General features: G+C 60.5%; 14 protein-coding genes and 1 pseudogene. 7 read left to right on the top strand and 8 right to left on the bottom strand.

Going from position 1 to position 15,212, the window contains the following annotated elements:
• Nucleotides 1–12: 12 nt before the first annotated feature.
• Complete coding sequence (locus EDF70_RS18310; RefSeq protein ID WP_132276480.1) at nt 13–1,080, bottom strand: helix-turn-helix domain-containing protein; 1,068 nt, start codon at nt 1,078–1,080, stop codon at nt 13–15.
• A 327-nt stretch (nt 1,081–1,407) separates the two neighbouring features.
• Here EDF70_RS18310 and EDF70_RS18305 point away from each other — a divergent pair, with 327 nt between their 5' ends.
• A complete protein-coding gene (locus tag EDF70_RS18305; RefSeq protein WP_132276478.1) occupies nt 1,408–1,683 on the top strand; it encodes an AbrB/MazE/SpoVT family DNA-binding domain-containing protein in 276 nt (91 codons plus the stop codon).
• Nucleotides 1,680–2,075, top strand: coding sequence for a type II toxin-antitoxin system VapC family toxin (locus EDF70_RS18300; RefSeq protein ID WP_132276476.1), 396 nt, complete (start codon nt 1,680–1,682; stop codon nt 2,073–2,075). Before EDF70_RS18305 ends, EDF70_RS18300 begins: the two co-directional genes overlap by 4 nt.
• A gap of 56 nt (nt 2,076–2,131) precedes the next feature.
• On the opposite strand, the gene EDF70_RS18295 is transcribed toward EDF70_RS18300, so the two are convergent.
• Nucleotides 2,132–2,965: an undecaprenyl-diphosphate phosphatase gene (locus EDF70_RS18295; RefSeq protein ID WP_132276474.1), complete on the bottom strand. Its 834-nt coding sequence runs from the start codon at nt 2,963–2,965 to the stop codon at nt 2,132–2,134.
• 455 nt (nt 2,966–3,420) lie between these two features.
• Between EDF70_RS18295 and EDF70_RS18290 the strand changes: the two genes are divergently transcribed.
• A complete protein-coding gene (locus tag EDF70_RS18290) occupies nt 3,421–4,743 on the top strand; it encodes a DUF882 domain-containing protein (protein WP_207908275.1) in 1,323 nt (440 codons plus the stop codon).
• Between the two features lie 140 nt (nt 4,744–4,883).
• Here the strand turns inward: EDF70_RS18290 and EDF70_RS30715 are convergent.
• The 3 genes and pseudogenes from EDF70_RS30715 to mutS all read right to left on the bottom strand — a co-directional run.
• Nucleotides 4,884–5,048 (bottom strand): annotated as a pseudogene (locus tag EDF70_RS30715) (type II toxin-antitoxin system RelE/ParE family toxin); the annotation flags it as partial.
• On the bottom strand, nt 5,041–5,304 hold the full coding sequence (locus tag EDF70_RS18280; RefSeq protein WP_132276470.1) for a type II toxin-antitoxin system ParD family antitoxin: 264 nt from the start codon (nt 5,302–5,304) through the stop codon (nt 5,041–5,043). The gene EDF70_RS18280 and the pseudogene EDF70_RS30715, both read right to left, overlap by 8 nt.
• 66 nt (nt 5,305–5,370) lie before the next feature.
• Nucleotides 5,371–8,019, bottom strand: a complete 2,649-nt coding sequence (mutS, locus tag EDF70_RS18275; protein WP_132276845.1) for a DNA mismatch repair protein MutS — start codon at nt 8,017–8,019, stop codon at nt 5,371–5,373.
• Between the two features lie 209 nt (nt 8,020–8,228).
• On the opposite strand from mutS, the gene EDF70_RS18270 reads away from it, so the two are divergent.
• The 4 genes from EDF70_RS18270 (at nt 8,229) to EDF70_RS18255 (ending at nt 11,464) form a co-directional block, all read left to right on the top strand.
• Nucleotides 8,229–10,523: an NADP-dependent malic enzyme gene (locus EDF70_RS18270; RefSeq protein ID WP_132276468.1), complete on the top strand. Its 2,295-nt coding sequence runs from the start codon at nt 8,229–8,231 to the stop codon at nt 10,521–10,523.
• Nucleotides 10,524–10,600: 77 nt separating this feature from the next.
• Complete coding sequence (locus tag EDF70_RS18265) at nt 10,601–10,780, top strand: type II toxin-antitoxin system prevent-host-death family antitoxin (RefSeq protein ID WP_165932062.1); 180 nt, start codon at nt 10,601–10,603, stop codon at nt 10,778–10,780.
• A gap of 17 nt (nt 10,781–10,797) precedes the next feature.
• A complete protein-coding gene (locus EDF70_RS18260; RefSeq protein ID WP_132276464.1) occupies nt 10,798–11,043 on the top strand; it encodes a type II toxin-antitoxin system prevent-host-death family antitoxin in 246 nt (81 codons plus the stop codon).
• Nucleotide 11,044: 1 nt separating this feature from the next.
• Nucleotides 11,045–11,464 (top strand): hypothetical protein, encoded by a 420-nt coding sequence (locus EDF70_RS18255; protein WP_132276462.1) that lies wholly within the window; start codon nt 11,045–11,047, stop codon nt 11,462–11,464.
• A gap of 35 nt (nt 11,465–11,499) precedes the next feature.
• Here EDF70_RS18255 and EDF70_RS18250 read toward each other — a convergent pair whose 3' ends face one another.
• The 3 genes from EDF70_RS18250 to lspA all read right to left on the bottom strand — a co-directional run bounded on the left by EDF70_RS18250 (nt 11,500) and on the right by lspA (nt 15,204).
• Nucleotides 11,500–12,372, bottom strand: coding sequence for a GNAT family N-acetyltransferase (locus EDF70_RS18250; protein WP_132276460.1), 873 nt, complete (start codon nt 12,370–12,372; stop codon nt 11,500–11,502).
• A 92-nt stretch (nt 12,373–12,464) separates the two neighbouring features.
• Nucleotides 12,465–14,597: an ATP-binding protein gene (locus EDF70_RS18245; protein WP_165932061.1), complete on the bottom strand. Its 2,133-nt coding sequence runs from the start codon at nt 14,595–14,597 to the stop codon at nt 12,465–12,467.
• 73 nt (nt 14,598–14,670) lie between these two features.
• A complete protein-coding gene (gene lspA, locus EDF70_RS18240) occupies nt 14,671–15,204 on the bottom strand; it encodes a signal peptidase II (protein WP_132276456.1) in 534 nt (177 codons plus the stop codon).
• Between the last annotated feature and the right edge of the window lie 8 nt (nt 15,205–15,212).

The following is a 15,212-nucleotide window of genomic DNA, read 5'->3' as shown; positions in this document are numbered from 1 at the left end:
TCTTGCGCATCATTATGCTTGCTGGATGTTTCCAACTTGTTGCTTTGCGGCAACAAGATCAACCCCGTTACCAGACACGGCAGCCGTGCTTCTGTCGCGTGCCTTCCACTGGCGCGGATTTTTGCCGGTGACGCGGCGAAACTCCCGATTGAAGTTGGATTTTGTCGAAAAGCCGACGTCGAACAGGATCGTGGTTGCAGATTTTTGTGTTTCATCCAGCAGCCGGCATGCCTCCGCCACACGGCGGTTGTTGACGAATTGCGAAACATTGACCCCGGTGGAACGGTTGATGGCGGCAGATACATCGCGGGCCGGCAGGCCGGCCTTGCGGGCAAGCCGCGCCAGGCTGAGATTTTCGTCGGCATAGAGCGTTTCAAGCGCGGCCGACACGCGGGTGATGATCGCATCGTCCTCCGGTGATGCAGCAGGTGCTGCCGCCCCTTGCATTTTCGGTGAAGTTTCCGGCAATTGCGGCCAGAGGTAATAGGCAATGACCGCAACGATCGCGGCAAGGTTCATCACCGAAACGGCAAACGGCACTTCGGCATTGCCGTAAAATTCCGCATAGATGGCAAGTGCGCCGTCGCTCAGCGCGAAAAACAGCATGAGGGCGGCGGTGAGTTTTGCCGCACGCAGAGCCGGACGCATGCGTTGCAAGGCGGCTTCGGCCATCACTTCATCACCGCCCGCGCGCGTGATGCGCCAGAGCGCGATGCTGTAGCCGATGAAGGTGAGGAACAGCAGCAGATCGACGAACTGCCGGGCAAAGGCGACGGCCAAGGCCAGACCAAGCGGTGGCAGGACATGCAGCCACGGGCTTTTGACAGGCATGGCGGTCAAACTGCGAAAGGCGAGATAGGCGAGCGGCGGCATGGCCGAGGCAGTGACCGGCAGAAGCGGCATGAGGCTTTCGACGCCATAACCGAAGCGCAGGCCTATGCCGATGCCCTGCGCCGCATAGAGCGCCAGAAAGACATTGAAGATTTTTCGCGTGCCCGGCAGCGCGACGCCTTTGAGACTGAGGTGCAGCGTGAGAACGAAAACAAGGCCGGCGAAAAACGGCAGCGGAATGGTGAGCAAGGTGGCGCCCCGATGATGACAGCGGATGTCGGTCAGATGGGATGGGTTATATCATTGGCGGCGGGGTGGTGCATCCGGGAATGCATGTTGCCATCCTTGAAGAAAGCGCAAATGTGCCGTGTAAAGGCATACAGATCCCCATCGGCATAGCGGATCAATCATCACCCGCCGGGCGGCTGGTCAATCGTCCACATACCCGGAAAAGCGACCTCGGTTTGCCGACACTGAAGGGAGGCATTCTGGAACCTGACAGTCGACGAGCCAGGCACCATGATTGAAGATAATGCAATTCCACATTATTCTTTCCTTCACCTCGGAGGTCAGTTCATGACGACATTGACGGTTACGGCGCGCGGCCAGATCACCATCAGGAAAGATGTCCTCAAACATCTCGGCATCCAGCCGGGTGGCAAGATAAGGATCGATCTTTTGCCGGATGGGCGGGCGGAACTGACCGCTGATACGGGCAACGGCTCCTGGCGGGACCTTAGCGGCATACTGAAGGGCAAGACAAACGGCGCAAAACTTTCCATCGACGAGATCAATGACGCCATTGCCGAGGCTGGTGCGGCAGCCGGCGAGGCAGGCATCAAAAACAAATGAAAATCAGCCTCGACACCAACGTGCTTTTGCGGCTGATCGTGGGCGATGACGAGGCGCAGCAGCAGATTGCGGTGAAGGCGCTGGAAGAGGCCGAACTGGTTGCCATCAGCGTTCATGCACTCTGCGAATTCGTCTGGGTGTTGGACCGAAGTTATCGTGTTGGAAAAGCCGATATTGCAACTGCCGTCCGCGGTATCCTCGATATGCGCAACGTGGCCACCAACCGGCCAGTCATCGAAGCCGGTCTGGCTGTGCTCGATGCAGGCGGGGACTTTGCCGATGGCGTTATCGCATTCGACGGCCAGTGGCTCGGTGCCGATACATTCGTGTCGTTCGACAGAAAAGCGACAAAGCTGATCGAACAACAGGGCATGGCGGCCCTGTTGCTATAACCCTCGCCAAACAGCTTGCCCTGATACAGCCCGGTCGAAACCGGGCTCTCGCCTCATCAGATCGGGTTGACCACACCCGAAACCAGCAGGCCCAGCAGCACCACGCCGATGACCAGACGGTACCAGACGAACGGCATGTAACTCTTGGTCGAGACCAGTTTCAGGAACCAGACGATGACGGCGTAACCGACCACGAAGGCGATCACGGTCGCTAGTGCCGTCGGGCCGGCAGCGACGGCGGTTTCCTCGCCCATCGTCTTGATGAGCTGGTAGAAACCGGAGCCGAACACGGCGGGGACGGCGAGAAGGAAGGAATAACGGGCGGCGGCTTCCCGCGTGTAGCCCATCAGCAGGCCAGCGGTGATGGTGCCGCCGGAGCGGGAAACGCCGGGGATGAGCGCCATGGCCTGCGCGAAACCGAAAATGATGCCGTCGCGCCAGATCAGCTGTTTCAGCGCATACTTTTTCTTGCCGATCTTGTCCGCCCAGCCAAGGATGAGGCCGAAAACGATCAGCATGATGGCGGTGATATAGAGGTTGCGCAGTCCGTGTTCGATATAATCCTTGAAGGCGAGGCCGAGCACGATGATGGGTAGCGAGCCGATGATGATCAGCCAGCCCATGCGGGCGGCGTCCTTGTCATAATCGCCCAGACGAAACACCTGCCGCAGCCAGGCGGTGGCGATCGCCATGATGTCCTTCCAGAAATAGACGAGAACCGCGGCTTCCGTCCCGAGCTGGGTGATGGCCGTGAACGCCGCGCCGGGATCCGTGCCCGAGGGCAGGAATTCGCCAAGAATGCGCAGGTGCGCACTGGAGGACACCGGCAGGAATTCGGTCAATCCCTGAACAAGTCCAAGGATGGCGGCATCGGTCCAACTCACGCTCATGGCAACTCCGAGGTTTTGGTTTTCGCGGAAGGAAATAGGCGGATTTTCGGTTACTCAAGTCCTGCGGGATGCCATTTTCAAGCGCCCGTGCCTGTCTCGAATGCTCGCTTTGGGGACCGGCAATGTGACGATTGTATGGTTTCCTGACGCTTTCGTGAACGGTAAAAATCTTCGTCGCGGGAAGAGGCGGGTACGGCATTGTTGCAACGCACAATAATCACCCCTTCCGACATTGGCCAGCACAAACGAAACAGACTCGGATTTCGCCAATATGACAATGGCACAAAGGGCTAACCTCTTATTAGGGTTTTATTGACCATAATTGCCCGATCCGCGGCGCTCGCACGAGTGTCAGATGTCCCGCGTAATCTGGGTTTGCAGTTCTTATGGTGGCGTTCGAGTTTCCGCACGGCGTATCGGTCGTAAATTCCTTTTGCCGGAATGTGGTGGCCGGGATGTGCCGTTTCGCGGCGCGTCCCGCGAAGGGTGTGGCGGCAGGTTTGCTGGCCCTGCCCCTGCTGGTTGGCACCACAAGTTTTGCCGCCGCCGAGAACCGATCTCTGAAACTCTATTTCACCCATACGGGCGAACGCGCCGAAATCACCTACAAGCGCAATGGTCGTTTCGACCCGAAAGGTCTCAACCAGATCAACCGCATCCTGCGCGACTGGCGCCGCAACGAACCGACCAAGATGGATCCCCGCCTGCTGGATCTCGTCTGGGAGGTCTATGACCGCGTCGGTGCAAGGGACTATATCCACGTCGTTTCCGCTTATCGTTCGCCGGCCACCAACGGCATGCTGCGTGGGCGCTCGCGCTCCACGGGCGTTGCCAAGAAAAGCCAGCACATGCTGGGCAAGGCGATGGATTTTTTCATTCCGGGGGTCAAGATTTCGACGCTGCGCGCCACCGCCATGCAGATGCAGGTGGGCGGCGTCGGGTATTACCCGACCTCCGGTTCGCCCTTCGTGCATCTCGATGTCGGCAGCGTGCGCGCATGGCCGCGCATGTCTCAAACCGAGCTGGCGAGAATTTTTCCGAACGGCAAGACCTTGCATCTGCCCACCAACGGCAAACCGCTGCCGGGCTATCAGCAGGCCCTGGCCGACTACAAGCGCCGCATCGGCGCGCGCTCGATCGAGATTGCCGCCACCGCCGAGGATGACGACGATGCGGCACCGGTGATTGCGCGCGGCCGTGCCCGCAGCGCCGATGACAGCGGCCTTGTGACGGCGATGCTGCCAACGCCCAAGAGCCGGGCGCAGGCAGCGCTCGACATGCAGGGAAAATTCGGCGGCAGCCCGAAGGAAAAGGCCGAGATTGTTGCGAAGCGCGAGGAAAAGCAGGTTGAACTGCTAACCGCTGCCATTCCGGTGCCCTCGCCGCGGCCGAAGACCGTCGAAACCACCGACCTGCCGCCGGACAATATCGTCGTGGCCTCGATCGGACCAATCCCGGCGCAGCGGCCGACCTTGCCCGCACCCGTATCAAAACCGTTCGGTGATCCGGCCATTCTACAGGACCTCGCAAAAATCCGCGTGCTGAAAGATGCTGCACCGGCAAGCGGGACGGCATCGGCCGAGCCTGTCGCGATCCAGTCGCTGACCCACTGGGCGCTGCTGTCACCGGGCCAGCGCGTGACCATGAAACCGCCGCTTCTGGTGAAACGTTCGCTGGAGACGGAGCCGGGCGCGGCCACGGAAAGCATGGCGCAGAAGCCGATGGCGCATGGCGGCGCGTTCGATTTCGGACGGTTCAGTTTTGAGGATGAGGGGTAAGCGGAGCGCGCTTTCTCAGGCGATCCAGCTTGATGGATCGCGCATCCCATGCACGATGGTACGACCTCGACACCGTATTTCGTCGGCTCGTAGATCGCGACGTAGCGTCCTTCGACCAGCATACGCGCCACATCGCCAATGTCTGGCCGAGCCACGCCGATTTCCGGATGGGAGGCAGCACGTTTGAATTTTGCGACAAGATGGCTCAGAAAACGATCGGCCGCCACTTCGTTATGAACTGCAATGTCATGCCAGATGTCACGCAGCTGTTTTCTTGCATGCGGTGACAGCCTGTATCTAGCCATTGCGAGAGCGCCGCTCGGCCTTCAACTCCTGCAAAAACAGTTCGGGGTCAAACTCCTCCGCCTCCCCACTCGCTTTGCCCAATGCATATTCACGGCGTAGGAATTCGAGTTCCAGAGCATCAGCTTTGGCCTCCTGCTCCACCAGCCGCAGCCCCTCACCCAAAACTTCGCTGGCATTCTGGTAACGGCCGGATTTCACCAGACGATCAATAACTTCGGCGTGATGGTCAGTCAAAACGACATTGCAGGTGGGCATGGCTGGACCTCGCGGCTGTTGTGCGAGGGCCATCATACCATAATGGCATAAACTGCCAATGCATCCCTACTTCTCCGCAAGCTGCTTGCGCAGCGCGTAAAGCGCATCCATCGCCTCGCGCGGGGTCATGTCATCCGGGTTGAGAGCCTTCAGCGCTTCCTCGACCTTGGACGGGCCGCGGCGCGTTTCTTCCTTGCGCACCGCCACCTGGAACAGCGGCAGATCATCGATCAACTGGCTGGCCGGGTTCTTGCGGTCACTGTCTTCCAGTTTGGTCAGCACATCACGCGCGCGTGCCACCACCGCATCCGGCAGGCCGGCCAAACGGGCGACCTGAATGCCGTAAGACCGGTCGGCGGCGCCAGGGCCGACTTCGTGCAGGAAGATGACCTCGCCGTCCCATTCCTTCACCTTCATGGTGGCGTTGGAGAGGCGGCCCAATTTTTCCGACAGGACGGTCAACTCGTGGAAATGGGTGGCGAACAAGCCGCGGCAACGATTGGCTTCGTGAAGGTGTTCGACAGCGGCCCAGGCGATCGACAGACCGTCGAAGGTCGCCGTGCCGCGGCCGATCTCGTCGAGGATGACCAGCGAGCGGTCGGTCGCCTGATTGAGGATGGCGGCGGTTTCGACCATTTCCACCATGAAGGTGGAGCGGCCACGCGCCAGATCGTCGGACGCTCCGACGCGCGAGAACAGGCGGTCGACAACACCGATATGGGCAGCAGTTGCCGGCACGAAGGAGCCCATCTGGGCCAGAATGGAAATCAGCGCGTTCTGGCGCAGAAACGTCGATTTACCGCCCATGTTGGGACCGGTGAGCAGCCAGAGTGCACCGAATTCGCCACCATCCCGTGGCGACAGATCACATTCGTTGGCGATGAACGCACCGGCCGACTGGCGGCGCAGCGCCTGTTCGACCACCGGGTGACGGCCGCCTTCGATTGCAAACATGCGGCTGTCATCGACGATCGGGCGACGATAACCCCACTCTTCCGCCAGCATGGCAAGGCCTGCGGCGACATCGATGATGCCAAGAGCACGCGCACCGGCCTTGATGGCTTCGGCGGCGGCAGTGACCGCGTTGGTCATGTGAGTGAAGGCTTCGAGCTCGATGACCAGTGCCTGCCCGGCGGCATTGGCGATGCGGCTTTCGAGATCGGCCAGTTCCGTCGTGGTGAAACGCATGGCATTGGCCATGGTCTGGCGATGGATGAAGCGGGCCTTGGCTTCCGGCGTATCGGTCATCGGCCCGGCATTGCCGGCGGTGACTTCGATGAAATAACCAAGCACATTGTTATGCTTGATTTTCAGCGACTTGATGCCGGTCTCGTCGGCATATTGCAGCTGCAGCCCGGCAATGACGCGACGTGACTGGTCGCGAAGCGCCCGGACTTCGTCGAGCTCGGCATAGGCGCCATCGGCAACAAAGCCGCCATCGCGCTTCAACAGTGGCAGTTCTTCCGCCAGCAGGCCGGAGAGCAGGTTTTCGACATCATCCGGTAGGGCGGCGAGTGCGGCCATCGCCTCTTCCAGCTCCGGCGGCAGCATGACCTTCGAGAGGTTCTGGCCGACGGTGCGGGCGGCCTGCAGGCCGATGAGGATGGCACCGAGATCGCGCGGACCACCACGGTCGAGCGCCAGACGCGACAGCGCGCGCGGCATGTCGGGCACGTGTTTGAGGCCTGTGCGCAGATCGCCGCAGAGCGATGGTTCCTCGATCAGGAAAGAGATGGAATCGAGGCGGTTGTTGATGACAGCCGGATCAGTGAGCGGCGACATCAGCCGCTCGGCAAGCAGACGGCCGCCACCGCCGGTGACCGTGCGGTCGATGGCTTTCAACAGTGAGCCATCGCGGCTGCCGGAAAGCGTTTTCGTCAGTTCAAGATTTCCGCGCGTGGCGGGATCGATAAACAGGGTGGAGTTGCCGCTTTCACGCTCCGGTCGGCCAAGCGGCGGACGTTCGGCAATCTGGGTTTTTTCGACATAAGCCACTGCTGCTGCGGCTGACGTCAATTCGGCACGCGAAAACGTACCAAAGCCGTCGAGGGTTTCGACGCCGAAATAGCGGGTGATACGGCTTTCTGCCATGGCGCTGTCGAACAGCACGGCCGGCTGGGGCACAGCGACGCGGCCGAGAACGTCGAAGACGGGTTTCAGTTCCGGATCGTGAAAAATGGCATCGGCAAGAATGAGTTCGCGCGGTTCGATGCGCAGGATATCGGCGAGAAGACGTGTCTGTTCTGTTTCGGCAACGCGGAAAACGCCCGTCGAAATATCGATCCAGGCGATCGCCATCTGCTCTTCGCTATTGCCGCGAATACGGGCGAGCGTCATCAGGTAATTGGATTCGGAGGCGACGAGGAGTTTTTCTTCGGTCAGCGTGCCGGGCGTGACGAGGCGCACGACATCGCGTTTCACCACCGATTTCGAGCCGCGTTTCTTGGCTTCGGCGGGATCCTCGATCTGTTCGCAGACGGCAACGCGATAGCCCAGCGAAATCAGCTTCTGCAGGTAATCGTCTGCCGCATGGACGGGCACACCGCACATGGGGATGTCGTAGCCCATATGCTGGCCGCGCTTGGTGAGCGTGATGCCCAGCGCCCTCGAGGCTTCGGCGGCATCGTCGAAGAACAGCTCGTAAAAATCGCCCATGCGATAGAACAGCAGCGAGCCGGGGTTGTTGGCCTTGATCTCGATGAATTGTTCCATCATCGGGGTGGCCGAAGCGCGGCTTTCCTCGGTGATCAGGCGGGCAGTGTCGAGCGTGTCGGTCGGCAGGCGTTGCAAATCGATGGTCCGTTTTGTGTTGCGTCCGGGAAAAGGCGACCTTATCGATGATGGCCCCGGAAAGACAACAATGGCGGAGGCGATCCGGCCTTTGCCCACATGATACTGACAGAGACACAGGGAACGGAAACACAATGGCAGCAGACAAGAAGGCGCCCGGCGCCAAAACCCGCACATCGGTGACCGATCGCGAGGCGCTCGACTTCCACGCCAACGGCCGCCCCGGCAAGCTGGAAATCACCCCCACCAAGCCGATGGCGACGCAGCGCGACCTGTCTCTGGCCTATTCTCCCGGCGTTGCCGTGCCGGTGAAGGCGATCGCCGCCGACCCTGCCACCGCCTACGATTACACGACGCGCGGCAACATGGTGGCCGTGATTTCCAACGGCACCGCCATTCTGGGCCTCGGAAATCTTGGCGCACTGGCATCCAAGCCTGTCATGGAAGGCAAGTCGGTTCTCTTCAAGCGTTTTGCCGATGTCGACAGCATCGACCTTGAAGTCGATACGGAAAATGTCGACGAGTTCATCAACTGCGTGCGCTACCTCGGCCCCTCCTTCGGCGGCATCAATCTCGAGGATATCAAGGCACCGGAATGTTTCATCATCGAAAGCCGCCTGCGCGAGCTGATGGATATCCCGGTTTTCCACGACGACCAGCATGGCACGGCAATCATTGCCGCCGCGGGCCTGATCAACGCGCTGGAATTGACCGGCCGTGACGTGAAGACCACCAAACTGGTCTGCAACGGCGCGGGTGCAGCCGCGATCGCCTGTATCGAACTCATCAAGGCGATGGGTTTTGCGCCCGAAAACATCATTTTGTGCGACACCAAGGGCGTGATCTATCAGGGCCGCACCGAGGGCATGAACCAGTGGAAATCGGCTCACGCGGTAAAAACTGACCGCCGCACGCTGGTGGAAGCCATGAAGGGCGCCGATGTCGTGTTCGGCCTGTCGCAGCAGGGCGCATTCACCGAAGAGATGATCCGCTCGATGGCGGACAAGCCGATCATTTTTGCGATGGCCAACCCGGACCCGGAAATCACCCCGGAAGAAGTGGCGCGCATTCGTGATGACGCGATCATGGCGACCGGCCGCTCGGACTATCCGAACCAGGTCAACAACGTGCTGGGCTTCCCCTACATTTTCCGCGGAGCGCTGGATGTGCGTGCCAGCCAGATCAACGATGCGATGAAGATTGCTGCCGCACAAGCGCTGGCAGACCTTGCCCGCGAAGATGTACCGGACGACGTGGCCGCCGCCTATCAGGGCGTTCGCCCACGCTTTGGGCCGCAGTACATTATCCCCGTGCCGTTCGATCCTCGGTTGATCTCGGCCATTCCGGTTGCCGTTGCCAAGGCTGCAATGGACAGCGGCGTCGCCCGTCGCGACATCACCGATCTCGCCGCCTATGCTCGCCAGCTTTCGGCACGTATCGACCCGATCGCCGCCAACACGCAGGACATCTATGAGCGCGTGCGGCAATATCCCAAGCGGGTGGTGTTTGCCGAGGCCGAGGAAGAACAGGTCATGCGTGCAGCCGTCGCCTATATGGCGCAGGGGCTGGGCACCGCCATCCTGCTGGGTCGCGACGACGTGATCCGTGCAACGGCGGAAAAGGCCGGGATCGAGCTCGACCGCCCCGGTATCGAGATCGTCAATGCGCGTATTTCCAACCGCGTCGAGGTCTATATCGATTACCTCTACGAGCGCCTGCAGCGCGAAGGTTATCTGCTGCGCGATGTGCAGCGTCTGATCCACAACGACCGCAACCACTTTGCCGCCTGCATGGTGGCGCTGGGTGATGCCGACGCGATGGTGACGGGCACAACGCGAAACTACGCGACAGCGCTTTCCGACGTGCGCCGTTGCATCGATGCCAAGCCGGGCCACAAGGTGATCGGCGTATCGATGATCCTGGCACGCGGACGCACCGTTTTTGTGGCCGACACCGCCGTGCACGACATGCCGACAGCCGATGATCTGGCAGAGATCGCCATTGAAGCGGCGCGTCTGGCCAAGCGCATGGGGCATGAGCCGCGCGTGGCGATGCTGGCCTATTCCACCTTCGGCCAGCCGATCGGCGAGCGCTCCGAGCGGGTCCGCGAAGCGGTCAAGATCCTCGACGGCCAGCGGGTCGATTTCGAATATGACGGAGAGATGGGGGCCGATGTGGCGCTCAATCTGGAGCGCATGCAGCAGCAATACCCGTTCTGCCGTCTTTCCGGAACGGCCAACGTGCTGGTCATGCCAGCCATCCATTCGGCGGCGATTTCCACACGCATGCTGCAGGAACTCGGCGGTTCTACGGTGATCGGCCCGTTGCTGGTCGGTCTCGACAAGTCGGTGCAGATCGCACCGATGGGGGCAAAGGATAGCGACATCGTCAACACGGCGGCGATCGCCGCCTATAACGCCGGCATGTGACGCGATAGCCCAAGCTTGAATGGCAACCGCGAGTGGATTACCTTAAAAGAACAAGGTCCACTCGCGGAATGTCGCTCATGAAGACCGTCAGTATTCAGGAAGCTCGGGAAGATCTGGCGCGGCTTTTGGAAGAGGCCGCGAAGGGACAGCCGTTTGTCGTTACCCGGGAGGGGAAACCTTCGCTGAAGGTGACGGTGGAGGTGATCGATGAGATCCTGCTGCAAGACAAGCCGGTCGATACAGCGCACGCAGACTAATTAGGAGATTGCTTATCATGGCAAGTTTCACACTCGCCGAGCTGGGCCATAAGTCAAATGAGGTGGCCGAAGCCACCTTTTACGGACCCGTGGAGATCACTGCGCAGGGCAGGCGCAAATTCGTGCTGATGACAGTCGAGCAATTTGACCACATGCGGAGAGGCGGCGACCAAAAAGCCCACCACGTCGATGATATCGAACCGCGTGAACGTGAGGAGTTGATCACGGCGCTGGAAAGCATGGGGGTGAAAGGCAACTTATAGAATGAGCAGGTTCGCCCATGGCGATGTCATTCTCTATTCGTACCTCTGGGCTCGCGAATATGACCGCGGCGAGGAAAGCGGTCGCAAAGCCCGTCCAACCTGCGTCATGCTGATCGTGATCAGCCAGGATGGTCGCAAAAAATCGCTGTTGTTTCCAATCACCAGTCAACCGCCACGATTGAACCGATGGGCGATTGAAATTCCACCCGCCGAGGCACGCACCGCAAACCTGCGCATGCCGGCCTGGGTGATTGTGGACGAGTTCAACACCGATGATCTCGTCGCATCTTTCGCAGTCGAGAAACAATCGCCACTTGGCCACTTCAGCAAAATGTTCATGTCGAAGATTGCCGTTACAGCCGCACAGGCAATGCGGGCAGCGTCCGCCCGCAATATTCCCCGCGACCCTGTGACGGGATAACGCGGGGAGCCTTGGTGGCTAACCGGCACAAGCTATCAGCTCGCGAACCGCCCAGCATCGGCGCCGAAATGGTTGATGTAGCGGCCGGAGATTACGGCGATGGGAAGCACGATCAACACGTCCGTGGTGTTGAAGGCCTGATCGACCACGGCGCCGTCACCGATCATCGCACCGAGGCGCAGGTAACCCTTCACCAGCGGCGGCATGGCCGACAAAGCCTGACGCGGGTTGATTTCTTCGGCCGGGACCATGTTCATGTTCTTGTAGAGTTCGGGCAACGCCGACACCATCCACTCGTCCTTCACCTGCGAATTGTGGTGCAGGAAAGAGAGCGCCAGCGCATGGTCCTGCGGATCGACGCCGGGGAAGGAGGCGCAACCGAACATGGCATCCATGCCGTGTTTCAGCGCATAAGCCCAGTTGCCGAGCCAGAGGAGTTCGACAGTACGTTTGGTGCGGTAGTCGGGCAGCACGCAGGAGCGGCCAAGCTCCATGAACTGTTTTCCGGGATGACGAGCGAGAAGCGGTGCGAGATCGAACTCGCTGGAGGAATAAAAGCCGCCATGCGCCATCGCCACTTCCTGCCGCAGCAGGCGGTAGGTGCCGACGATCTGGTCTTCGATATCACCTTCGATGGCGTGGTCGATGACGAGAAGGTGGTCGCAGATATCATCGAATGCATCGAAATCGCGCTCGCGACGCATCGCTTCCGCCGGCAGCTGCGCACCCATTTCCTGAACGAAAACACGAAAACGGACAGCCTGCGCAGCGTCGATCTCACGGGAAGATCTGGCAAGGCGGGTTTCGAGAGTGCCTATCCGGCCGAATACGTCCGTGCCCGCAAGTTGCGGCGGGACAACCTGGTTAGTTTCGATGGTGACGCCCCGAGTAAGCAGTTCGACAGTCATGATCTTTCGCCCGTAATAGCGCTTCACTGACTGTCATAAATCATTTCCATGCGACATTGCCGTGACAGTGTTTGCCACAACGGCTGACGGCGTCAAGATGCCTGTCGCATGGCTGCCGTTCCGAATTGACGCACCACTTCATTGAGCCTGTCGGGCGAGACGGGCTTTTCCATGACCTGTACGGCACCGGCTGAAAGCATCTGCACATGCTGACTCAGGCGCCCTTCGCCCGTCAAAATTATGACAGGCAGACTTTCGCCACGCCCGTTTGCCGAGGCCGTGATTGCGGCAAGCGCATGGGCGATTTCGCCGCCCGGCATATGCATGTCGGAGATGACGAGGTCGGGCGGATTGTCCCCACAGGCAGCCGCCAGCAGAGAGGGAAAATCGGCAACGCGCGTGACGGTATGGCCGGACCGTTTGAGGATCGTCGCATAAAGCATGGCGCTGACGGCATCGTCTTCCGCCAGCACGATGGACAGGCCGGACTTCGACGCTGGCGATGGTTCGGCCACTTGCTGCGTGGCGGCGGGCAGCTCTGGAACGGCCGGAACCAACGGTTCACGGTTGCCGAGACGGCCGCGCAGCACATCGATCAGGGTGCGCTCACGAAGCGGGCGGATGAGCCAGGCGTCATACAATTCCTGCGGCTGACTGCCACGATCTTCCGGGTTGACCAGCAGGATACGGCGCAGGCCATCGTGAACGAGCCCACCTGCCGGGCCGCCGGCAAGGCGGTGATCGACGATGACATCGGTGAAGCGATCCGCCCCCCTGCCCGCAGTTTCAATCAGTTTCTCGGCTTGCGCATTGCTGCCTGCCTGCACGCAAGTGCCACCAAGCGTTTCGATCATTCCGACAATGGCGGAAGACGACGGACCTTCCGGGGCCAGCAGCAATACACGCGACGGACGCAGCGCCTCGGCGCGGCCGGATGGCAATGCACGAATTCCCTCGATGGCGGCTGCTGCAGTCTCGGTCGGCGCCAGTGGCAGACGGATGGTGAAGGTGGAGCCGACGCCCTTCTCACTCTCGACAGACAATGAACCGCCGAATTCCTGTACGAGAAGGTGTGAAATCGCCATGCCGAGGCCGGTGCCGCCGCTGCGGGCTTCGGCACTGCCTGCCTGTTCGAACTCGCCAAAAATACGGGCCTGTTCTTCCGCCGTCATGCCGGGTCCGGTGTCGGACACCGCAATCACGACGTTATCGGTTTCCGGCCAGGCGCGGATGAGCACGCCGCCGGTCTGGGTGAATTTCACCGCATTGCCGATGACATTGAACAGGACCTGACGCAGGCGCGCCGGATCGAAATCATGCAGGTCCGGCAGTTCGGACATGACCGCGGCGCCGATCTCGACGTTTTTTGCGTGGGCACGCGGGGCCAGCATTTCCACGACGCTTTCGATCAGTTGGCGCAGGTTTTCCGCACGCGTGTTGAGCTTGAAGCGACCGGCTTCCATGGTGGAATAATCGAGAAGGTCATCGACCAACTGCGCAAGCGCCTGCCCTGCCTGGCCGATGCCGCCGATATAGTTCTGTTGTTCCGGCGACAGATGCGTGCGGCCGAGAAGCTGGCCCATTCCGAGAATGCCGTTGAGCGGCGTGCGCAACTCGTGCACGACGGTGGCAAGCTGGCGGGATTTGGTGAGGTTGAGCGCCTCTGCCTTCAGGCGGGCGGCTTCCTGCTCCTCGCGTGCCAGCCGTTCCTCGGTGACATCGCGGGCGAAACCGTGGAGGAGAATTTTGCCATCAGCATCGGCGACGGGAACGTCACGCCACCAGAAGATGCGCAGTTCGGCCGCCCCGGTGATTTCGAGATCGCGACCGGAAATTGTCGGCTCGGCGAGATCGATCGGCTGGCTGGATTCAGCACGTGCGCGAAAACCGAGACCTTCGAGCGTGCGGCCTTCCGGGGCAAGGCAGCCGGTCAGCTTGCGGAAAACACCATTGGCGCTGACGATACGCCCATCCGCCGTGCGGGTAACGGCGACTTCGCCAAGGGCATCGGCCAGATTGGCGGGATCGACCGCGCCACCGGCCGACATCGGCGGCGTTTCGCGATGGCTGCCGAGGCGGGTGAAGAAGTTCAGCCAAGCAGGGCTTGGCGATGGTTGCGGAGACGCCTGTTTTGGAAAAGCAATCGGAGCAGAAGCATCGTCACGGCCGCGATCCGCCTCGGACGGTACCGGGGCACCGAAGGCAGCGATCAGTCGATTTTGCATGTCGGCTATCTTGCGCATGTTTCAAAACTAACATGCGCTTCCTTCCGAATGCTTTCGGGCAAAGGTTAACGTTTTAGATTTTTGGCTCTTCGGTCTTTTTGCGCATCGAGCCCAGAATTTCGTCTAGAATGACGCAGCCCGCACCGATGGTGATAAAGCTGTCGGCGAGATTGAAGACGGCAAACGACCAGGTCGACGTGTAAAACAGGATGTAATCGATCACGTGGCCATACAGGAAACGGTCGAACAGGTTGCCAAGCGCGCCGGCAATGATGAAAGCGAAACCGGCATGGGCAAAGGTGCGGTCTGCCGGCGTGCGGCGCCACAGCCAGATGACGAAGGCGCAGATGGCAAGCCGCATGGTGACGATGAACCAGCCATCCATGTGATCCAGCATGGAGAAGGCAACGCCGGTATTATAGGTGCGATACAGCGCCAGCATGGGCACGACATGCACCGCCTCTTCCAGCGGCAGATAATGATCGACAGCGATCTTGATGATCTGGTCGAGGATCAGGGCGATGACGATAAAAATCGCGATCGGCAGCGGCTGCGAAAGGAGCGCCGGTCGTGCAGTCGGGCCGTGGCTGGCGGGTTCGGTCGTCATGCCGGTCC

This window comes from Neorhizobium sp. JUb45 (assembly GCF_004343585.1).
GTDB lineage: Bacteria > Pseudomonadota > Alphaproteobacteria > Rhizobiales > Rhizobiaceae > Neorhizobium.
The sequence above is the reverse complement of the archived record's forward strand: the minus strand, read 5'-3'. Positions and strand labels throughout refer to the sequence as shown.